At 66.5% G+C, this 19,024-nt stretch carries 23 protein-coding genes; 8 read left to right on the forward strand and 15 right to left on the reverse strand.

The window, feature by feature from the left end; translation table 11 throughout:
* Nucleotides 1-120: 120 nt before the first annotated feature.
* The gene (locus tag PVZ72_RS21460) at nucleotides 121-1,002 is read left to right on the forward strand and encodes a LysR substrate-binding domain-containing protein (protein ID WP_273862963.1); all 882 of its coding nucleotides are present in this window, start codon (nucleotides 121-123) and stop codon (nucleotides 1,000-1,002) included.
* A 5-nt stretch (nucleotides 1,003-1,007) separates the two neighbouring features.
* On the opposite strand, the gene arfB is transcribed toward PVZ72_RS21460, so the two are convergent.
* The 5 genes from arfB to PVZ72_RS21485 form a co-directional block, all read right to left on the reverse strand.
* Complete coding sequence (gene arfB, locus PVZ72_RS21465; protein WP_133862845.1) at nucleotides 1,008-1,418, reverse strand: alternative ribosome rescue aminoacyl-tRNA hydrolase ArfB; 411 nt, start codon at nucleotides 1,416-1,418, stop codon at nucleotides 1,008-1,010.
* 2 nt (nucleotides 1,419-1,420) lie between these two features.
* Nucleotides 1,421-2,056: a DsbA family protein gene (locus PVZ72_RS21470; protein WP_160923243.1), complete on the reverse strand. Its 636-nt coding sequence runs from the start codon at nucleotides 2,054-2,056 to the stop codon at nucleotides 1,421-1,423.
* A gap of 1 nt (nucleotide 2,057) precedes the next feature.
* Complete coding sequence (gene trhO / locus PVZ72_RS21475) at nucleotides 2,058-3,011, reverse strand: oxygen-dependent tRNA uridine(34) hydroxylase TrhO (RefSeq protein ID WP_273862964.1); 954 nt, start codon at nucleotides 3,009-3,011, stop codon at nucleotides 2,058-2,060.
* A 123-nt stretch (nucleotides 3,012-3,134) separates the two neighbouring features.
* Nucleotides 3,135-3,446, reverse strand: coding sequence for a BolA family protein (locus PVZ72_RS21480; protein WP_273862965.1), 312 nt, complete (start codon nucleotides 3,444-3,446; stop codon nucleotides 3,135-3,137).
* Nucleotides 3,447-3,546: 100 nt separating this feature from the next.
* Nucleotides 3,547-4,083: a DUF2059 domain-containing protein gene (locus PVZ72_RS21485; protein ID WP_133862822.1), complete on the reverse strand. Its 537-nt coding sequence runs from the start codon at nucleotides 4,081-4,083 to the stop codon at nucleotides 3,547-3,549.
* A gap of 171 nt (nucleotides 4,084-4,254) precedes the next feature.
* Here PVZ72_RS21485 and PVZ72_RS21490 point away from each other — a divergent pair, with 171 nt between their 5' ends.
* The 3 genes from PVZ72_RS21490 (at nucleotide 4,255) to PVZ72_RS21500 (ending at nucleotide 7,035) form a co-directional block, all read left to right on the forward strand.
* The gene (locus PVZ72_RS21490; protein ID WP_273862966.1) at nucleotides 4,255-5,649 is read left to right on the forward strand and encodes a class II fumarate hydratase; all 1,395 of its coding nucleotides are present in this window, start codon (nucleotides 4,255-4,257) and stop codon (nucleotides 5,647-5,649) included.
* Nucleotides 5,636-6,256 (forward strand): NAD(P)H-dependent oxidoreductase, encoded by a 621-nt coding sequence (locus tag PVZ72_RS21495; RefSeq protein WP_133862824.1) that lies wholly within the window; start codon nucleotides 5,636-5,638, stop codon nucleotides 6,254-6,256. The genes PVZ72_RS21490 and PVZ72_RS21495 overlap by 14 nt, the downstream gene beginning before the upstream one ends.
* 218 nt (nucleotides 6,257-6,474) lie before the next feature.
* Nucleotides 6,475-7,035: an RBBP9/YdeN family alpha/beta hydrolase gene (locus PVZ72_RS21500; RefSeq protein WP_273862967.1), complete on the forward strand. Its 561-nt coding sequence runs from the start codon at nucleotides 6,475-6,477 to the stop codon at nucleotides 7,033-7,035.
* Between the two features lie 171 nt (nucleotides 7,036-7,206).
* Here the strand turns inward: PVZ72_RS21500 and PVZ72_RS21505 are convergent, their stop codons facing one another.
* The 7 genes from PVZ72_RS21505 to PVZ72_RS21535 form a co-directional block, all read right to left on the reverse strand.
* On the reverse strand, nucleotides 7,207-7,422 hold the full coding sequence (locus PVZ72_RS21505; protein WP_010795839.1) for a TOBE domain-containing protein: 216 nt from the start codon (nucleotides 7,420-7,422) through the stop codon (nucleotides 7,207-7,209).
* 23 nt (nucleotides 7,423-7,445) lie between these two features.
* The gene (gene ssuB / locus PVZ72_RS21510; protein ID WP_273862968.1) at nucleotides 7,446-8,255 is read right to left on the reverse strand and encodes an aliphatic sulfonates ABC transporter ATP-binding protein; all 810 of its coding nucleotides are present in this window, start codon (nucleotides 8,253-8,255) and stop codon (nucleotides 7,446-7,448) included.
* A complete protein-coding gene (gene ssuC / locus PVZ72_RS21515; protein WP_133862827.1) occupies nucleotides 8,252-9,040 on the reverse strand; it encodes an aliphatic sulfonate ABC transporter permease SsuC in 789 nt (262 codons plus the stop codon). Before ssuC ends, ssuB begins: the two co-directional genes overlap by 4 nt.
* 11 nt (nucleotides 9,041-9,051) lie before the next feature.
* Nucleotides 9,052-10,200, reverse strand: coding sequence for an FMNH2-dependent alkanesulfonate monooxygenase (gene ssuD, locus PVZ72_RS21520; RefSeq protein WP_273862969.1), 1,149 nt, complete (start codon nucleotides 10,198-10,200; stop codon nucleotides 9,052-9,054).
* 23 nt (nucleotides 10,201-10,223) lie between these two features.
* Nucleotides 10,224-11,189, reverse strand: coding sequence for a sulfonate ABC transporter substrate-binding protein (locus tag PVZ72_RS21525; protein WP_273862970.1), 966 nt, complete (start codon nucleotides 11,187-11,189; stop codon nucleotides 10,224-10,226).
* 15 nt (nucleotides 11,190-11,204) lie between these two features.
* Nucleotides 11,205-11,792 (reverse strand): NADPH-dependent FMN reductase, encoded by a 588-nt coding sequence (gene ssuE, locus PVZ72_RS21530; RefSeq protein ID WP_208692342.1) that lies wholly within the window; start codon nucleotides 11,790-11,792, stop codon nucleotides 11,205-11,207.
* Between the two features lie 164 nt (nucleotides 11,793-11,956).
* Nucleotides 11,957-12,595 (reverse strand): peroxiredoxin, encoded by a 639-nt coding sequence (locus PVZ72_RS21535; protein ID WP_059315912.1) that lies wholly within the window; start codon nucleotides 12,593-12,595, stop codon nucleotides 11,957-11,959.
* 297 nt (nucleotides 12,596-12,892) lie between these two features.
* On the opposite strand from PVZ72_RS21535, the gene PVZ72_RS21540 reads away from it, so the two are divergent.
* Nucleotides 12,893-13,108: a DUF6316 family protein gene (locus PVZ72_RS21540; RefSeq protein WP_133862831.1), complete on the forward strand. Its 216-nt coding sequence runs from the start codon at nucleotides 12,893-12,895 to the stop codon at nucleotides 13,106-13,108.
* 55 nt (nucleotides 13,109-13,163) lie between these two features.
* The gene (gene mnmC, locus PVZ72_RS21545; RefSeq protein WP_273862971.1) at nucleotides 13,164-15,101 is read left to right on the forward strand and encodes a bifunctional tRNA (5-methylaminomethyl-2-thiouridine)(34)-methyltransferase MnmD/FAD-dependent 5-carboxymethylaminomethyl-2-thiouridine(34) oxidoreductase MnmC; all 1,938 of its coding nucleotides are present in this window, start codon (nucleotides 13,164-13,166) and stop codon (nucleotides 15,099-15,101) included.
* On the opposite strand, the gene PVZ72_RS21550 is transcribed toward mnmC, so the two are convergent.
* Nucleotides 15,098-15,931 carry an aldo/keto reductase gene (locus PVZ72_RS21550; RefSeq protein ID WP_133862833.1) on the reverse strand — a complete coding sequence of 278 codons (834 nt, stop codon included), beginning with the start codon at nucleotides 15,929-15,931 and terminating at the stop codon, nucleotides 15,098-15,100. The two genes, mnmC and PVZ72_RS21550, sit on opposite strands and share 4 nt — an antisense overlap.
* A 167-nt stretch (nucleotides 15,932-16,098) precedes the next feature.
* Between PVZ72_RS21550 and PVZ72_RS21555 the strand changes: the two genes are divergently transcribed.
* Nucleotides 16,099-17,082, forward strand: coding sequence for a DctP family TRAP transporter solute-binding subunit (locus PVZ72_RS21555; RefSeq protein ID WP_273862972.1), 984 nt, complete (start codon nucleotides 16,099-16,101; stop codon nucleotides 17,080-17,082).
* Here the strand turns inward: PVZ72_RS21555 and PVZ72_RS21560 are convergent.
* Nucleotides 17,079-17,297 carry a hypothetical protein gene (locus PVZ72_RS21560; RefSeq protein WP_187980135.1) on the reverse strand — a complete coding sequence of 73 codons (219 nt, stop codon included), beginning with the start codon at nucleotides 17,295-17,297 and terminating at the stop codon, nucleotides 17,079-17,081. The genes PVZ72_RS21555 and PVZ72_RS21560 overlap by 4 nt on opposite strands.
* A gap of 91 nt (nucleotides 17,298-17,388) precedes the next feature.
* Here PVZ72_RS21560 and PVZ72_RS21565 point away from each other — a divergent pair, with 91 nt between their 5' ends.
* Nucleotides 17,389-18,495: an alpha/beta hydrolase gene (locus PVZ72_RS21565; protein WP_273862973.1), complete on the forward strand. Its 1,107-nt coding sequence runs from the start codon at nucleotides 17,389-17,391 to the stop codon at nucleotides 18,493-18,495.
* 51 nt (nucleotides 18,496-18,546) lie between these two features.
* Here the strand turns inward: PVZ72_RS21565 and PVZ72_RS21570 are convergent, their stop codons facing one another.
* Complete coding sequence (locus PVZ72_RS21570) at nucleotides 18,547-18,984, reverse strand: DNA methylase (protein WP_273862974.1); 438 nt, start codon at nucleotides 18,982-18,984, stop codon at nucleotides 18,547-18,549.
* Nucleotides 18,985-19,024 lie beyond the last annotated feature (40 nt).

Genomic DNA, 19,024 nt, shown 5'->3' on the forward strand with positions numbered 1-19,024 from the left:
TTCCTCCTGGCAACCGGCGCCGAGTCGTGGAATAAAGGTCTCTATCTACCGGATTTCCGCTGATTCCTGGCACGCTATCCTCTGCGCACAGCCAATAGAAAAAACAGGGTCAGGAAGATCATGACGGTCAGCCACCGCCTCCCCCCGTTGAAAGCGCTGCAGGCCTTCGAAGCTGCTGGGCGGCGAGGCAGCTTCCAGGCAGCCGCCCTGGAGCTGTCCGTCACTCAGGCAGCAGTCGCCCAGCAGGTACGCCAGCTAGAGGAGCGCTTGGGTTTCCCGCTGTTCCTGCGTCAGCGCCGAGGCGTTCAACTGAGTGAACGCGGTCGCGCCTACTTCCAGGATGTGCAACGCGCCTTTGCCCTGCTCCGTGAAGCCACCGATACACTGCTGTCGCGCAGGCGGGTGATCACCGTAAGCGTGACGCCTACGTTTGCTGCCAAATGCCTGATTCCACGATTGCCGGCTTTTGCCCAAGCCCACCCCGACCTCGATTTACGGGTGCAGGCCAGTGACGTCCTGGTGGACTTCGCCCAGGATGGCGTGGATCTGGCAATACGCCTTACTCGCCGCCCCGTACAGCGAGGCATGACGGCAGACTTCCTCTTTGCCGAGCTGATCGTGGTGGCCAGCCCTACGCTGATCGGCGCAGGTAAACTGCCGCTGGATGCGGCGGAGCTGGCCCGTTATCCCCTGCTCGACGACGGTCAGGCTAACTGGTTGGCTGTACTGGATGGGCAGCCCGTACTCCAGGCCTTGCATATGAACCAGGCCGCCCTGGCCATAGACGCGGCCCTGGCCGGTCAAGGGGTGGCCATGGTCAATCGGCGCTTCGTGCGCGAGGCCCTCGACAGCGGTCAACTGCTCCAGGTACTGGCCGAGCCCGTCCAGAGCGACTGGAGCTATTACCTGGTCATGCCGACGCGAAGCCGCACGGACGCTGCTCTACTAACGGTTGGCGAGTGGCTGAAGACGCTGGCAAGCGACACCTTGGCGTCGGTCTGATGCGCCTAGAAATCCACCCGCCCGCGACTGGCCTTGAGGCCGCTGCGGCGCGACTTGCCTTCCAGGCGGCGCTGCTTGGAGCCGTAGGTGGGCTTGGTCGGACGCCGCGGCTTTTCCTGGACATTGGCCGTGGCGATCAGCGTGGCCAGGCGTTCCAGGGCGTCGGCGCGATTCTGCTCCTGGGTACGGTATTGCTGGGCCTTGATCACCACCACGCCGTCGCGGCTGATGCGCCCGTCGCGCAGCGCCAGCAGGCGCTCCTTGAGCGCTTCCGGCAGCGAAGACGCCTGGATGTCGAATCTCAGGTGGACGGCGCTGGAAACCTTGTTGACGTTCTGCCCACCCGCACCCTGGGCGCGAACCGCGGTGAGCTGGATTTCCTGCTCGGGCAGCGTCAGACGCTCGTCGATGACCAGACTCACGCCAGGTGCGCGCCGCGGCTGAGCCAGGCGTCCAGCAGCGGTTCCAGTTCCTCCAGCGGCTGGTAGCCGTTGGTGACCAGCGCCAGCTGGCCGTCACGCTCGGCCAGCAGCGTGGGGAAGCCGGCGATACCCAGATTCAGCGCCCAGTCGAAGTCGGCCTGGGTCGCCTGGTGTGCCGGCTCGCCGTCGAACAGCGGCGCGAATTCGATGCGCGGCAGGCCACAGGCTTCGGCCAGTTCCACCAGCAGCGCCGGCTGGGTGACGTCGCGGGCTTCGACATAGAAGGCCCGCTGGATACGCTTGGCCAGTGGCCAGACCGCCTCTTCGTCGAGCTGGCGAGCGGCGACCAGGGCGCGGCAGGCCGGCTCGGTGTCGTACACCAGGCCTTCCGGCGGCCCCTGGTCCAGGGCGAAGGGCTGGCCGGTGGTCTCCTGCACCGCCTGCCAGTAGGCCAGGGTGCGCACCCGGCTGGCGGTGTCCTGGGCCACCCGCTCGCGACGCAGGCCGCCCACCACCAGGCGCAGCGGAATGCCCTGGGCGGCCGCCCGCTCGGCCAGGCGCTCGACCACCGGCGCGAAGCCCCAGCACCAGGAGCACATGGGGTCCATCACATAGAGCAGGCGACCGGGCATCCTAGACCTCCTCGGGGTTGGGCATGGCGTTCAGCCGCGGATCGCGGCCGATGGGATGGGGTTCGTTGCGCAGGCGCGCCAGTTCGATCTGCTTCTGCCGCTCGCGGGCGCCGGCGCGGGTCTTTTCCGACAGCGAATCCCAGCAGTGCGGGCAGCTGATGCCGGGGCTGTAATGCACTGACTGCATGTCTTCCGGCGAGACCGGCGTGCGGCAGGCATGGCACTGGTCGTAGACCCCTTCGGCGAGGTCATGGGTCACGGTCACGCGGTTGTCGAAGACGAAGCACTCGCCTTCCCAGCGCGACTCCGCTGCCGGCACCTCTTCGAGGTACTTGAGGATGCCGCCCTTGAGGTGGAAGACCTCGGGAAAGCCTTCCTGCAGCATGAAGCTCGACGCCTTCTCGCAGCGGATGCCGCCGGTGCAGAACATGGCGACCTTCCTGTGCCGGGCCGGATCGAAGTGCTCGCGGATATAGGCCGGGAAATCGCGAAAGCTCTTGGTATGGGGATCGATGGCACCCTTGAAGCTGCCGATGCCCACCTCGTAGTCGTTGCGGGTGTCGATCACTAGCACCTCGGGATCGTCCACCAGGGCGTTCCAGTCCCGGGGTTCGACATAGGTACCCACGCGGCGGTTGGGATCGACGCCGGGTACGCCCAGGGTGACGATCTCCTTCTTCAGCTTGACCTTGGTGCGATAGAAGGGCTGCTCGGTGCAGTAGGATTCCTTGTGATCGATGTCCACCAGGCGCGCATCGGCGCGCAGCCAGGCGAGCACGGCGTCAATACCTTCGCGGCTGCCGGAGACGGTGCCGTTGATGCCTTCCTCGGCCAGCAGCAGGGTGCCCCTGACGTCATGCGCCAGCAGGGTTTGCAGGAGGGGTTCACGCAATTGGACGTAGTCGTCCAGGGTGACGAACTTGTACAAGGCCGCCACGACAATCTTGTCGGTCATCTTCGGGTTCCCAGGGGTCGCCCTCGCAAAGGGCGGACCGGTTAGACGAAAACGCCGGCAAGGATGCCGGCGCCGATCAAATTTTAACCAATACGGACTGCCGCTGAACAGGGCTCGCCGGGTTCAACCCGCGAGGTCGTGCTTGCTGCCGCCGCGGCAGGTGGGCGAATCCGGTGCCTGGCCCTGCGCCGCCCACTCTTCGGGGGTATAGGTGTGCAGCGCCAGGGCATGGAACTGGCCCATGAGTTCGCCCAGGGTGCCGTAGACCTTCTGGTGGCGCTTCACCGCGTTAAGGCCGGCGAAGTGATCGCTAACCACCACCGCCTTGTAGTGGGTCTCCTGGCCGCGGCTGTGCATGTGGCTTTCGTCCAGCACCTCCAGGTGCTCGGGTTGCAACAGGCCCAGGCTGGACTGGATACGTTCGCGCATGCTCATGGGGATACCTCGACTGTGAGAAGCGTCATTCTAGCGAGCCTGGGCGCCGCCCGGAAACGACAAAGCCCGGAACGGGTCCGGGCCTTGTGGCAAGGCTGAATCAGCGCTTGGCGGGCGGGGGTGCGTTCTCGGCACCGGCCGGCGGCTTCACGCCCAGCTCCTTGTCCATCTCGGCGAGGATGCCGTTGACCTTGGGTACCGCCTGCTCCAGCTTGGCCTGGGTCAGCTGGGCGGACTGCGCCGACAGGCGCGGCAGGGTGGCGATCATCTTCTTGCCCAGATCGGACTGGTAGAACTTGATCAGGCCCTCCAGCTCGTCTTCGGTGAAGTTGTCGGTGTACAGCTTGACCATCTCGGGCTTGATCTTTTCCCAGCCGATGGTGCTGTCCAGCGCCTGGTTGGCGCGGGCGGTGTAGCTTTCCAGCACGGCTTTCTTGGCCGGCGACTTGGCCTGCTCGAAGTGCTGGGCGAAGAGCTGCTGGACCTGGGCGTAGACCGGCGTGGTCAGCTTGTCGGCGTTGGCCAGCTTGAGAAAGCGCTCCGCGTCGGCCGCGTGGCTCTTGGCGTCGGCCAGGGCGAAGCTGCTGGCGCTGGCGAGCACAACGACGGCGCCAAGCGTACGGAGGGTCTTCTTCATGGGCATCCTTCAGGAGACTGAAAATGGACCGCGAGTGTGCCACAGAGCGGCTGAACCTGGCCTGAACTTATCGAGGACTACCGCCAAGTTGAGAACACTTCCCATTTGGGAACCCTGGCGCTAACCTGCTGCCCAAGTTAGCTGGACCCTACCTCATCAACGGAGACCGCCATGAGCCGCACCGAAACCGATAGCATCGGCCCCATCGAAGTAGCCGACGACGTCTACTGGGGCGCCCAGACCCAGAGGTCGCTGGAAAACTTCGCCATCGGCAACCAGCAGATGCCGCTGGCGGTGGTACATGCCCTGGCGACGGTGAAGAAGGCGGCCGCGCGGGTCAATCTGCGCCTTGGCGAACTGCCGGAAGATGTCGCCACCCTGATCGAAAAGGCCAGCAGCGAGATCCTCGACGGCTTCCACGATGACCAGTTTCCCCTGGTGGTCTGGCAGACCGGCAGCGGCACCCAGAGCAACATGAACGTCAACGAGGTCATCGCCGGACGCAGCAACGAACTGGCCGGCAACGGCATGGGCGGCAAAAAGCCGGTCCATCCCAATGACCACGTCAATCGCGGCCAGAGCTCCAACGACTGCTTCCCCACCGCGATGCACATCGCCACCGCCCTGGCGGTACAGAACGACCTGCTGCCGGCCATCGCCGAGCTGTCCGGCGGCCTGGCGCTGCAATCGGCGCGCTACCAGAACCTGGTCAAGACCGGCCGCACCCACATGATGGACGCCACCCCGGTGACCTTCGGCCAGGAGCTGTCGGCCTTCGTCGCCCAGCTGGACCTGGCCGAGCGCGCCATCCGCAATGCCCTGCCGGCGGTCCTGGAACTGGCCCAGGGCGGCACCGCCGTGGGCACCGGCCTCAATGCGCCCAAGGGCTTCGACGAAGCCATCGCAAAGGAAATCGCCGAACTCACCGGCCTGCCCTTCGTCACCGCGCCGAACAAGTTCGCCGCCCTCGCCGGCCATGAACCGCTGGTGGCCCTGCACGGTGGTCTCAAGACCCTGGCCGTGGCGCTGATGAAGATCGCCAACGACCTGCGCCTGCTGGGTTCCGGTCCGCGCGCGGGCTTCGCCGAGGTAAAGCTGCCGGCCAACGAGCCGGGCAGTTCCATCATGCCGGGCAAGGTCAACCCGACCCAGTGCGAGGCGCTGTCGATGCTGGCCTGCCAGGTGATCGGCAATGACGTCACCGTCGGTTTCGCCGCCAGCCAAGGCCATCTGCAGCTCAATGTCTACAAGCCGGTGATTGCCCACAACGTGCTGGAATCCATCCGCCTGCTGGCCGATGGCAGTCGCAACTTCAACACCCATTGCGTCACCGGCATGGAGCCGGACGAGCACAAGATGGCCGAACACCTGGAACAGGGGCTGATGCTGGTGACGGCGCTCAATCCGCACATCGGCTACGACAAGGCCGCCGAGATCGCCAAGAAGGCCTACGGCGAGAACAAGACCCTGCGCGCCGCCGCGCTGGAGCTCGGCTATCTGACCGATGCGCAGTTCGACGAGTGGGTCCGTCCGGAAACCATGCTGGAAGCCGGTGGCCGTGGCTGAGGCCCGCGGCGCCACGCCGCTGGAGGGAGATGGCCGGCGCCTGCTGGTCATCCAGGGCAATCCCAAGCGCACCAGTTTCTGCCAGTCGCTGGCCGACGCCTATGTCCTAGGCGCCCAGGCCAGCGGCCAGGTGGTGCGTCAGCTCAAGCTGGCCGACGCCCAGTTCGATCCGGTACTGCGCGAAGGCTATGACCTCTCCCAGACCCTGGAGCCGGATCTGCTGGAAGCCCAACGGCAGATCCACTGGGCCGAGCACCTGGTGTTCATCTATCCGGTGTGGTGGAACGGCCTGCCGGCGGTACTGGCGGGTTTTCTGGAGCGGGTTCTGCAACCGGGCTTCGCCTTCGCCCAGCGCGACCAGACCTGGGGCGGCGAGCCCCTGCTGACCGGCCGCAGCGCCGAGTTGCTGGTCACCTCCGACACCCCGCCCTCTCCCTGGCAGCGCCTGCGCAACCAGGCGCCCCATCGCCAGGGCATCCAGGAAGGCCTGGAAGCCTGCGGCATCCAGGTGCTGCAGGTCCACGAGTACTCGCCGGTGCGAGCGGCGGACGAGGAACAGCGGCTGCGCTGGTTGCAGGAAGTGGAGCGGTTGGGACGGAACGAATAGTCCACCCAAGGGCCTTGGTAGGTTGGGTTGAGCGCCAGCGAAGCCCAACAGCACTTCGACACTGGCCCTGTTGGGCTTCGACGATGGCGCCGTCTGAGCCCAACCTACGGGTCTACCGCGACCCAAGCTCCAGGCATAACCAAAGCGCCTTTTATTCTTTCTCCTGCGGATCATCCAGCGGCACTATCGGCTTTCCCTTTCGTCTGCGGAGCTCCGCCATGACCCGCTATCTCATCCTTCCTGGCTGGCAAGGTTCCGGCCCTGATCACTGGCAGACCCACTGGCAGCGGCTGCTGCCTGACGCCCATCGCGTCGAGCAGGACGACTGGCAGCGTCCCGATCCGCAGCTCTGGGTCGCCGCGCTCGACAGAGCCATCGCCCAAGCCAATGCGCCGGTGGTGCTGATCGCCCATAGCCTGGGCTGCGTGACCGTCGCGCGTTGGGCGGCCAGTGCCCCGGTGGCCCGTCGGCAGCGGGTGCTGGCGGCCTTGCTGGTGGCGCCGGCCGACGTCGAGCGCCCGGGTTGCCCGGCGGAGCTGGTGGGTTTCGCGCCCTTGCCACAGGAGCCACTGCCCTTTCGTTCGCGGATAGTGACTTCGGACAACGATCAAGCCATCAGTCTCGCGCGGGCCGAAGCCCTGGCACGCGACTGGGATAGCGACCTGGACATCCTCCCGGGTGCCGGCCATATCAATACCCGCTCCGGGCATCGGCAGTGGGAAGAAGGCCTGATCCACCTGGCGAAGCTGGGGTCGAGCCAGGGCCTGCACGTCGCCTGATCCCCGCTCTTCCGAATCTTTCATAACGCCCCGGTCCCAGGCGCTTCCCTGGCTCAGCCGGGGCGCTGGCGTGTCTGCCACGGGGAGCGGCTTGCCTTCTCGAGCCCAACATCTCAAGGCCAAAACAAAAAACCCGCCACCAGGGCGGGTTTCCTCACCACCAGGGCCGCATCACAGCTTGGCGATTGACACCTCGGTGGATTTGACGAAGGCGATCACCTCGCTGCCCACCACCAGTTCCAGCTCCTTGACCGAGCGGGTGGTGATGACGGAGGTGACGATGCCGGCGGCGGTCTGGACGTCGATCTCGGAGAGCACCGAGCCTTCGATGATTTCCTTGATGGTGCCCTTGAACTGGTTGCGAACGTTGATGGCCTTGATGGTCATGGCAGAACTCCTCGGATGAGCGATCAGTAGGCCCAACGCAGTTGCGTGGGCAGGGGTTGCACGATTTCGGGTAGATCGGGATTGAGCGGTTGCTGCAGCACCCGGGCCAGTACCTCGGCTTCCAGGCGCGCCAGTTGGGCATCGCCGGCGGCCCGGGGGCGCGCCAGGTTGACGTCGAGATCCAGACCGACATGGCCGTCTTCGATGAGCACCACGCGGTCGGCCAGGGCTACCGCCTCGCCTACGTCATGGGTCACCAGCAGCACGGTGAAGCCGTGGCGCTGCCAGAGGCCTTCGATGAGCTGCTGCATCTCGATCCGGGTCAGGGCATCCAGGGCGCCCAGCGGTTCGTCCAGCAGCAGCAGGCGCGGCTGGTGGATCAGGGCGCGGGCCAGGGCCACGCGCTGCTTCTGGCCGCCGGATAGTGCCGAGGGCCACTCCTGGGCGCGATCGGCCAGGCCGACCGCCGCCAGGGCTTCCAGGGCGCGCGGTTTCCAGTCGCCCCTGAGGCCCAGGCCGACGTTGTCGATGATGCGTTTCCAGGGCAGCAGGCGCGCATCCTGGAACATCAGCCGGGTGTCCTCGCGGTGCTCCGCCAGGGGTTCGTCCTGCCCCAGCAGGGTGCCGCCACTGGCGCGGTCAAGACCGGCCACCAGGCGCAGCAGGGTGCTCTTGCCGCAGCCACTGCGGCCCACCACGGCAACGAACTGGCTAGCCGGGATCTGCAGATCGATCCCGTGGAGCACGGTGCGCTCGCCAAAGGTCTTCACCACCTGTTGCAGCTTCAGGGCGATGCCCCGCGAGAGCGGCGGAACGGCTTGCAGACTGGTCATGCGTGGGCTCCCTTCTGATAGGCCGGGTGCCAGCGCAGCCAGGCACGCTCCAGGCCGCGGGCGGCGAGATCCGCCAGCTTGCCGAGGATGGCGTAGAGCAGGATGGCCAGCACCACGATGTCGGTTTGCAGGAATTCCCGGGCGTTCATCGCCAGGTAGCCGATGCCGGAGCTGGCGGAAATGGTCTCGGCGACGATCAGCGTCAGCCACATCAGGCCGAGGGCGAAGCGCACCCCCACCAGGATGGCCGGCAAGGCGCCCGGCAGCACCACGTGCCAGAACAGCCGCGCCCCGGAGAGGCCGTAGCTGCGGGCCATCTCCACCAGCGCCGGATCGACGTTGCGGATGCCGTGGTAGGTGTTGAGGTAGATGGGAAAGAACACCCCGAGGGCCACCAGGAACAACTTGGCCGACTCGTCGATGCCGAACCAGAGGATCACCAGCGGGATCAGCGCCAGGTGCGGCACGTTGCGCACCATCTGCAGGGTGCTGTCGAGCAGGCGCTCGCCCCATTTCGACAGCCCGGTGATGAAGCCCAGCGCCAGGCCGATGCTGCCGCCGATGGCGAAGCCGATGCCGGCGCGCCAGCCGCTGATGGCCAGGTGTTGCCAGAGCTCGCCGCTCTTGACCAGACTCCAGCCCGCTGCCAGCACCGCCGCCGGCGACGGCAGGATGCGACTGGACAGCAGGCCGCTGCTGACCGCCAGCTGCCAGGCGACGATCAGGGCCACCGGCACCACCCAGGGCGCCAGGCGCTGCAGTTGACGTTCGATCGTGCTGTTCATGCCTGCCTCCCTCAGCTCTGCGCCGCTTTCTGCGGCAGGATGTCGTTGGCCACCATCTCGCCGAAGGGACTCACGTAATTGGCGCCTTCGACCTGGGTCGGCCGCTTGACCGGCAGGTGCGGGAACAGCAGTTCGGCCACCCGATAGGATTCTTCGAGGTGCGGATAGCCGGAGAAGATGAAGGTGTCGATGCCGAGGGCGGCATATTCCTTGACCCGCGCGGCCACGGTGGGACCGTCGCCGACCAGCGCGGTCCCGGCACCGCCACGCACCAGGCCGACACCGGCCCAGAGGTTGGGCGCGATCTCCAGCTTGTCGCGACGGCCCCCGTGCAGGGCCGCCATGCGCTGCTGGCCGACGGAATCGAAGCGGGCGAAGGCGGCCTGGGCCTTTTCGATGGTGGCGTCGTCCAGATTGGCGATCAGCCGGTCGGCGGCCCGCCAGGCCTCTTCATTGGTCTCGCGGACGATCACGTGCAGGCGGATGCCGAAGCGCACCGTGCGGCCCTGGGCCGCGGCCTTGGCCCTGACCGCCTCGATCTTCTCGCGCACCGCGTCCAGGGGCTCGCCCCAGGTCAGGTAGAGCTCCACCTGCTCGGCGGCGAGGTCCTGGGCGGCATCGGAGGAGCCGCCGAAGTACAGCGGCGGGCGCGGTTGCTGCAGCGGCGGATAGAGCAGCTTGGCGCCCTTCACCTGGATGTGCTTGCCGTCGTAGTCCACCGTCTCGCCTTCCAGCACGCGACGCCAGATGCGGGTGAATTCCACCGAGGCTTCGTATCTTTCGCTGTGGGACAGGTGCAGGCCGTCACCGGCCAGTTCGTCCGGATCGCCGCCGGTGACCAGGTTGAACAGCGCCCGGCCGCCGGAGAGGCGATCCAGGGTGGCCGCCTGCCGCGCTGCCACGGTGGGCGAGATGATCCCGGGGCGCAGGGCTACCAGGAACTTGAGTTTCTGGGTGACCGGGATCAGCGAGGCGGCCACCAGCCAGGAATCCTCGCAACTGCGGCCGGTGGGGATCAGCACCCCGCCGAAGCCCAGGCGGTCGGCAGCCTGGGCGACCTGGCTCAGGTAGCCGTGGTCGACGGCGCGGGCGCCTTCGGCGGTACCCAGGTAGCGGCCATCGCCGTGGGTCGGCAGGAACCAGAAGATATCGAGACTCATGGGGCTTTCTCCAGCAGGCGAAATCAGGGTTTGGCGGCAGCGGTCTGCAGACTGGCGGGCGGGGTCCACACCACGTCACGGATGACCAGCGGCTTGGGAATCAACTTGAGGGCGGTGAAGGCGTCGGCGATCTTCTGCTGCTGCGCGGCGACCTCGGGACTGATGAAGCGGGCGCCATAGCCCTGGCGCCTGACCACCCGCTCGGCGGTGTCCAGCGGCAGGTTCAGCAGCGGCGCCACCTGGGCGGCGACCTGGTCCGGGTGGGCCTTGGCCCACTCGCCCACCGAGCGCACCTCGTCGACGATGGCGCCGACCTGCTCGGGATGAGCCTTGGCGAAGCTGCGGGTAGCCAGATAGAACTGGTGGTTGTCGGCCAGGCCGGTGGCATCGGTCAGGGTGCGCGCCTGCAGTTGCGTCTCGGCAGCGGCCTGGTAGGGATCCCAGATCACCCAGGCGTCCACCGCGCCGCGCTCGAAGGCGGCCCGGGCATCGGCGGGCGGCAGATAGACCGGCTGGATGTCGCGATAGGGAATGCCGGCCTTGGCCAGCGCCTGAACCAGCAGGTAATGGACGTTGGAGCCCTTGTTCAGGGCGATCTTCTTGCCCTTGAGATCGGCCAGCGACCGGATCGGCGAATCCTTGGGCACCAGGATGGCTTCGCTGGTGGGCGCCGGCGGCTCGTGGGCCACATAGACCAGATCGGCGCCGGCGGCCTGGGCGAACACCGGTGGCGTCTCCCCCGTCACGCCAAAGTCGATGCTGCCGACGTTGAGGCCTTCCAGCAGCTGCGGGCCACCGGGGAATTCGGTCCATTGCACCTTGACGCCGTCCTTGGCCAGGCGCTGCTCCAGGGTGCCGCGGGCCTTGAGGGTGATCAGGGTGCCGTACTTCTGGTAGCCGATGCGCACCGTCTCTTCCGCCTGGGCCAGGCCGGCGGCCAGGGTCAGCAGGGAAACGGCGAGCAGCGAGCGCGAGAAGGAGAACTGCATGACTAAGGCTCCTGGTCAGATGCCCCAGCGCGCCTGGCCGATGCGATCGGCCAGCAGCTCGGGGGTCAGGGGTTGGGGACGCCGCACCAGGGCCGCGTGAAATTGTTCGAGGGATTCGTGCAGGCGCTGCTCCAGCGCCGGGGTCAGGGCGACCCCGGTCTCGGTGTAGCTGACCTGGCTGTCGTCGGCGAAGACGCCGTTGAGGATTTCCTGGGCCTTGAGCGCCGAGAGCACCGGCTTCAGCGCGTAGTCGATGGCCAGGAGATGACCGCTGGAGCCGGCGGTGGCCAGGGGCAGCACCACCTTGAGTGCCAAGGCGCGTTCGGGCAGCAGGTCCAGCAGCGTCTTGAGGGCGCCGGCCAGGGAGGCCTTGTAGACCGGGGTGGCGATCACCAGGCCATCGGCGGCCTGCAGCTGGGCGATCAGTTCCACCACTGGCGGGCTGTCGAAACGGGCGCCGATGAGGTCGGCGGCGGGAAAGTCCTGGATGCGCCAGCGGGACAGTTCCACGCCGCGCCCCTGCAGCCAGTTCGCTGCCAGATCCAGCACGCCGCTGGAGCGCGAGCGCGCTGCCGGACTGCCTGCCAAAGTCACCACCTGCATCGCCGTCTCCTGGAGAAAAAAGAGCGGTATCGCGCCGCTCGAAAAAGGAATGAGCGGACCTTAGCAGCGGGTGTTTATTCCCTAAAAATACCCTTTCGGCACTTGGTTATAACCAGAAAAACAAAACCCCGGCTTGAGCCGGGGTCGGGTTGTCGCAGGAAATTTCAGCGATTGGGCTGGGGCGTCAGGCGCAGATAGGGTTTCACCGCGGTGTAGCCCTTGGGGAAACGCCGCTTGAGTTCTTCCTCGTCCTTGAGCGACGGCACGATGACCACGTCGTCGCCATCCTTCCAGTTGCCCGGGGTCGCCACCTTGTGGTTGTCGGTGAGCTGCAGGGAATCGATCACCCGCAGGATCTCGTCGAAGTTGCGCCCGGTGCTGGCCGGATAGGTGATCGACAGCCGCACCTTCTTCTGCGGATCGATGATGAACAGTGAACGCACGGTGAGGGTGTCGTTGGCGTTGGGGTGAATCATGTCGTAGAGGGTCGAGACGCTGCGATCGGCGTCGGCCAGGATCGGAAAGCCCACGGCGGTGGCCTGGGTTTCCTCGATGTCCTTGATCCAGCCCTGGTGCGATTCCAGACCGTCCACCGAGAGGGCGATCACCTTGACGTCGCGCTTGGCGAATTCGTCCTTGAGCTTGGCGGTGAGGCCCAGTTCGGTGGTGCAGACCGGGGTGAAGTCGGCCGGATGGGAGAACAGTACGCCCCAGCTGTCGCCCAGCCACTCGTGGAAGCGGATGCGACCCAGGCTGGAATCCTGTTCGAAATCGGGGGCGATGTCGCCCAGACGGATGGTCATTGGCAGTTCTCCTGATGCAGGTAGGGATAGCGGCACTATGCCGCCCACCAGAGCGGGCGGGAAAGATCGGATCACGCTGTGGTTATAACGCGAAAGCCGACCCCTCTTGGGCCATCCCCCGGTCGCGACGCCACGTGCCGCGTGATCATCCTCACAATTCCGTCGCGCTTTTTCCACCCGGGCGCAGCGCCCGCTAGGGTGCTACACCTAAGGAAGATCGACGGACCGCAATTCGGCCGAGCGGGGCAACCCGCAGCGCTCGCCATGGTCTGTTGGCAAGACGAGGAGGAGATTCTCATGTTCGGCAAACGCAATGACGACCCTGGTGCCACCACCCATTTCCGTAGCGAGCGCGTCAGCGTGGTCAACGGCCAGTTCTTCTTCACCACCCGCGAAGGCACCCTGGAAGGCCCCTTCTTCAGCCGCGAGGAAGCCCTCAACCAGATCGATCGCTATGTCGAACGGCTGCAAACCTCTCAGGGCCTGATGCGCCAATCCGTCAGCAACGTCTGACCGCCTGCGCTCGATCCTTTAGACTGCGCGCCCTGAATGCCAGGCCGCGCCGCTCATGACCGACTTCCAGCACGCCCAGCTCGACTGGGACGCCTCCGGGCAACCGCTCTCCCGCACCTATGGCGATGTCTACTTTTCCCGTGCCAGCGGCCTGGAAGAGACGCGCTACGTCTTCCTGCAGCAGAATCGCCTGTCCGAACGCTTCACCGCGCTGGCCGCGGGAGAGGTCTTCACTATAGGCGAGACGGGCTTCGGCACCGGCCTCAACTTCCTCTGTGCCTGGCAACTCTTCGCCGCCTTGGCTCCAAAGGAAGCACGCCTGCATTTCGTCAGCGTCGAGCGCTTTCCACTGACCGCCGCCGATCTCGCCCAGGCACTGACCCTCTGGCCGGAACTCGCCCCCTACAGCGCGGCGCTGCAGCGGCAGTACCAGGCCATCCATCCGGGCTTCCAGCGCCTGATCCTGGACGACGGGCGCGTCACCCTGACCCTGCTGGTCGGCGATGTGCTGGAGCGCCTGCCCGAACTGGATGCCCGGTGCGACGCCTGGTTCCTGGACGGCTTCGCCCCGGCCAAGAATCCCGAGATGTGGACGCCCGCGCTGTTCGCCGAACTGGCGCGGCTGTCCCACGCCGGCACCACCCTGGCGACCTTCACCTGTGCCGGCTTCGTCCGCCGTGGCCTCAACGAGGCCGGTTTCGCCATGGCCAAGGTGCCCGGCTTCGGCCACAAGCGGGAAATGCTGGCCGGCGCGCTGGAACGCCCGGTCACTCCTGCCGCCGTACCCTGGTATGCCCGCCCACCGCGCCCCCGGGGCCCGCGCACGGCGCTGGTCATAGGCGCCGGCCTGGCCGGTTGCGCCACCGCCGCCAGTCTCGCGCGCCGCGGCTGGCAGGTCCGGGTCGTCGAGCGCCACGGGGCGCCCGCCCAGGAAGCCTCCGGCAATCCCCAGGGGGTGCTCTATCTCAAGCTGTCGGCCCATGACACCCCGCTCAGTCGGCTGATCCTCGACGGCTTCGGCCTGACCCTGCGCGAGCTCCAGGCACTGCCTCCGGGTGCCGCCTGGTCACCCTGTGGAGTGCTGCAACTGGCGCTGACGGACAAGGACGCCCAGCGGCAGGCGCAATTGGCGGCGCACTTCCCCGCCGATCTGCTGCAACCGCTGGATAGGGAAGCCGCCAGCAACAGGGCCGGCATCGCTCTGACAGCGGGTGGCCTGTTTTTTCCGGAAGGGGGCTGGGTGCATCCGCCCGCCCTGTGCGCGCACTGGCTGACCCATCCGAACATCGAGCTGGTCACCCATACCGAGGTGACCGCTCTGCAACAAACCGAGCATGGCTGGCAGGCCCGCACCCAGGGTGAGTCACTGGTGGCGACGGTGGTCGTGGTGGCCAGCGCCGCCCAGGCCAGGACGCTGCTGCCTGAGCTGCCGCTCAAGGCGATTCGTGGACAGTTGTCCGCGCTGCCGGAAACCCCGGACAGCCAGGCGCTGGCGACCGTGGTCTGCGGCGAAGGCTATCTTGCTCCGGCGCGGGAGAGTCGGCATTGCCTGGGCGCCAGCTTCGTCTTCGACCGGGACGACACCGAACCCAGCCAGGCGGAACACCAGAGCAATCTGCAGCTGCTCGCCGAGCTGTCGCCCGAGCTGGCCGCCAGCTACCAGGCCGAGGCACTGGACGGTCGGGTGGCCTTTCGCTGCACCTCGCCGGACTATCTGCCCCTGGTCGGGCCGGTCGCGGATGAAGTCGCCTTCGCCCAGCAGTATCAGGCGCTAGCCTACGACGCCCGCCAGGTACCCGAGCAGGCGGCGCCCTGGCGTACGGGACTCTATGTGAATCTGGCGCACGGCTCGCGTGGCCTGGGCACCACCCCGCTGGCCGCCGAACTGCTGGCGGCCTGGCTGGAAGACGAACCCCTGCCGGTGGCCCGACGGGTGGCCGAAGCCTGCCACCCCACTCGCTTTCCCCTGCGCCGGCTGATCCGCGGCGGCTAGATGATCGCCAGCGGCGTCTTGCTTTGCGGCGGCGGAAAGGCACCGTCGAGCAGCGCGAAGTCTTCTTCGCTCAGGCGCAGATCCAAGGCCCGCGCATTCTCTTCGAGATGTCCGGCATCGCCCGCCTTGGGAATGGCGATCACGCCCGGCTGACGCAGCACCCAGGCCAGGGCGATCTGCGCCGGGGTGGCCTGATGCCGCTCGGCCAGGGTTGCCAAGGTGGGGTGCCGCAAGAGATCGCCGCCCTGCCCCAGCGGACAATAGGCCATCACCGGCATCTGCTGACGCTGGCTCCAGGGCAGCAGGTCATGCTCGATGCCGCGCTGTTCCAGATTGTAGAGCACCTGGTTGGCGCTGCAGCGATCATCGTTCAATTCGAGCATGTCGCTGGTGTCGAGATTGGACACGCCCCAGTGGCGGATCTTGCCTTCGTCGCGCAGCTTCTCCAGCGCCATGACCGTCTCGATCAGCGGCACCTGGCCGCGCCAGTGCAGCAGATAGAGGTCGATGACATCGGTGCCCAGGCGCTTCAGGCTGCGTTCGCAGGCCAAAGGTACCCCGGCTTCGGTGGCATTCTTCGGATAGAACTTGCTCACCAGGAACACCTCGTCCCGCCGCCCGGCGATGGCTTCGCCAACCAGTTCCTCGGCGCGGCCTTCGCCATACATCTCGGCGGTGTCGATCAGGGTGAGCCCCAGGTCCAGGCCCTGACGCAGGGCGCTGACCTCCTGGCGATGCAGGTCGGCGTTCTCGCCCATGCGCCAGGTTCCCTGGCCCAGCGCCGGAACGGTAGTGCCATCGGGCAAACGAACGGTTTGAGCGGTATTCATGGACGCATCCTTCTCTTGGGGTGTGGACGTTGGAACGCCAGCGCGACGCCGATTCTCCCGGTCATCCGCCAAACGGCAGCCAACGCCTCCCCACAGGCCCTGCGACCTGACGTCGCACTGGTAAAGTACGCCTATAAGGATTCCAAGAATAACCACCAGGACCTGCCATGAAACCGTCGATCCTGGGCCTTTGCGCCCTGCTCTCTGCTGCCCTGCCCATGACCTCCAGCTACGCTGATGTCATTACTCTGAGGTTTTCCCATGTGGTGGCACCGGAGACCCCCAAGGGCAAGGGTGCTCAGCTGTTCCAGCAACTGGTGGCGCAGCGCCTCGCCGGGCAGGTCCAGCTGGAGGTGATGCCCAGCGGCACGGCCTTCACCGACGCCAACGAACTCCAGGCGCTGCAGGACGGCAAGGTCGACATCCTGGCGCCGGCGATCAGCAAGCTCACCGAACTCAGTCCCAAGCTCAAGCTGTTCGACCTGCCCTTCCTGTTCGAGAGTCGCGCGGCCCTCGATCACTTCCAGGCCCGCCCCAGTGGTCGCCAGCTGCTGCACAGTCTGGAGCCGGCCGGCATCATCGGCCTGGCCTACTGGCCCAACGGCCTCAAGCAGCTGGCGGCGCGCAAACCCTTGCGCGAACCCGGCGATGCCAGGGGGCTGGTATTCCGCATCCAGAATTCCGACGTCCTGCAGAGCCAATTCGAGGCCCTCGGCGCCACGGCGGTCAGGCTGCCCTTCAACCAGACCCTGCAGGCGCTCACCACGGGCACCGTCAATGCCACCGAGAACACCTGGTCCAACTACTGGAGTCAGCGCCTCGATCAGCAGCAGCGCTATTTCACCGAAAGCAATCACGGCGCCCTGGACTACATGCTGATCGTCAAGGCGGATCGCTGGCGCACCCTGCCCTTCGCCGTACGCAGCACCCTGGAGGAAATCATCGACCAGGTGACCTTCGAGGTGAAGAAGCAATCCGAGGCGGAAAATCAGCGCGATCGCGCGCGCATCGCCGCCGCGGGCGGCAGCGAGATCATCACCCTCACCCCCGAGCAGCGGACCCGCTGGCGCGAGGCCATGCGCCCGGTGTGGCAACGCTACGAAGGCGAGCTCGGCGCCTCCCTGCTCAAGGCTGCCGAGACCTCGAACTAGAAGCGCTGTTGCGGCGGTACGGCCCAGCGGCGCAATGGCAGATTGCCCGGCTCGCGACACTGCAGATCGCGAAAGGGCCCCGCGACCCTGACCCAGCCCGCGCCCGGCGGCGTCTGGGTACAGAACTCCTGGCCATCCGTGTTGCTGCGCCAGCGCCAGTAGGCCGCCGGCTCGGCGAAGGCGTGGGTACCCACCAGTCCCAGCAGGAAGATCACCAGGGTCCTGCCGGCGGTTCGCTGGAACCTCTCGCGCGATAAGCATGTCGGTTTAAGGGTAGTCCCCTCGAATTCGCACAGGATCTTCGCCATGCCGCTGTCCGTCTTGCGTAGCAAACCCACCCTCCTCGCCCTGGCCCTGGTTGGCGCCGGCCTCGCCCTGACCGGCTGCGCCCGCGATCCGGAAAAACGTTCGCTGGGTGCCGAAGCGGTCAGCAATGCCAAGAGCATGGCGCGTACCGATGCCGACATGCAGAAGGTGCTCGACAAGTACGCCAGCTTCGATCCCAAGGCCGTGGAAAAACTCACCGCCCAGCAGGCCCGCAAGCAGCCTACCATCGCCGATGCGGTCAAGGGCGTCCTGCAGGACGAAGGTCGTCCCACCCAGCCCGAAGCCCTGGTGCCGGGCGTTACCAGTGTCGACCGCGCCGTCGACGGCGCCGCCGGTGTGCTGCCGGCCCGTATCTACACCCCCGAAGGCCAGGGTCCCTTCCCGGTCATCCTATATTTCCATGGCGGCGGCTGGGTGTTCGCCGATCGCAACGTCTACGACGCTGGCGCCCGCGGTCTGGCCAAGCAGGCCAATGCCATCGTGGTGTCGGTGGACTATCGCCAGGCGCCCGAATACAAGTTTCCCGCCGCCCATGACGACGCCCTGGCGGCCTATCGCTGGGTGACTACCCATGCCGCCTCGCTGAATGGCGATCCGCAGCGCCTGGCCCTGGCCGGCGAAAGCGCCGGGGGCAACCTGGCGGTGGCGACCGCCGTGGCGGCGCGCAAGGCTGGTCTCACCGCGCCCAAGCACGTGCTGTCGGTCTATCCGGTGGCCCAGACCAACACCCATACCCAGTCCTATGAACAGTATGACGACGCCAAGCCGCTCAACCGGCCGATGATGCTGTGGTTTGTCGAGCAGGTGACCCGTACGCCCGCCGACCTCAAGGATCCACGCCTGGATCTGACCCGGGCCGACCTCGCCGGCCTGCCGCCGGTAACCATCGTCAATGCCGAGATCGATCCCCTGCGGGATGACGGTGGCTTCCTGGAAACCGCCCTGCGCCAGGCCGGCGTGCAGGTGCAGCGCAAGGTCTATCCGGGTGTTACCCACGAGTTCTTTGGCACCGCTGCCGTGGTGCAAAAGGCCAAGGACGCCCAGGCCTATGCCGGCAGCCGGCTCAAGGCCGACCTGGGCAAGTAACGGCGGCTCGCTCGTCCTAGACACCGCCGGCCCCGTGCCGGCGGTGTGCATTCAGTCAGGAAATAATAGCGGCCCTGCTTCGCGCATGAAGATCTCACAGGTCTTGGGCCCGACCCCCTTCAGCCGCTGTAGACGCGCCTCGAAATCCGCATGGTCCGTACTGGCGTCACGCAATCTCACGAAGCTGCCGCCATACTCCTCCTGTAGATGGAGACAGACGTCCAGCAGGCGCGTGGCCGTGCTCTCGTCATAACGCCGGTAATGCCCTTCGCCGAGATAGCCGACCAATTGCCGCCAGCTCAGATTGAGCAGCTTGCGCGGCGTGTCGCGACCATAGGTGCGATAGAGCACCGTCCAGGCCTGGGCGGCGATACCCTGGGAGATGCGTTTGCCGAACAGGTAGCTCGCCAGGAACCAGCCAAACAGCGCCGATTCGTCGTCCACCTCCAGCATCAGGCCGAGATCGGCCGCCGAAGTCGTCTTGCTCAAGCCGTATCCCTCGCGTAGGCGTCTTGCCTAGGAAGGCTCT

Origin of the sequence: Pseudomonas sp. LA5, from assembly GCF_028640825.1 — a bacterium.
In the GTDB taxonomy this organism is placed as follows: Bacteria; Pseudomonadota; Gammaproteobacteria; order Pseudomonadales; family Pseudomonadaceae; genus Chryseomonas; species Chryseomonas aestiva.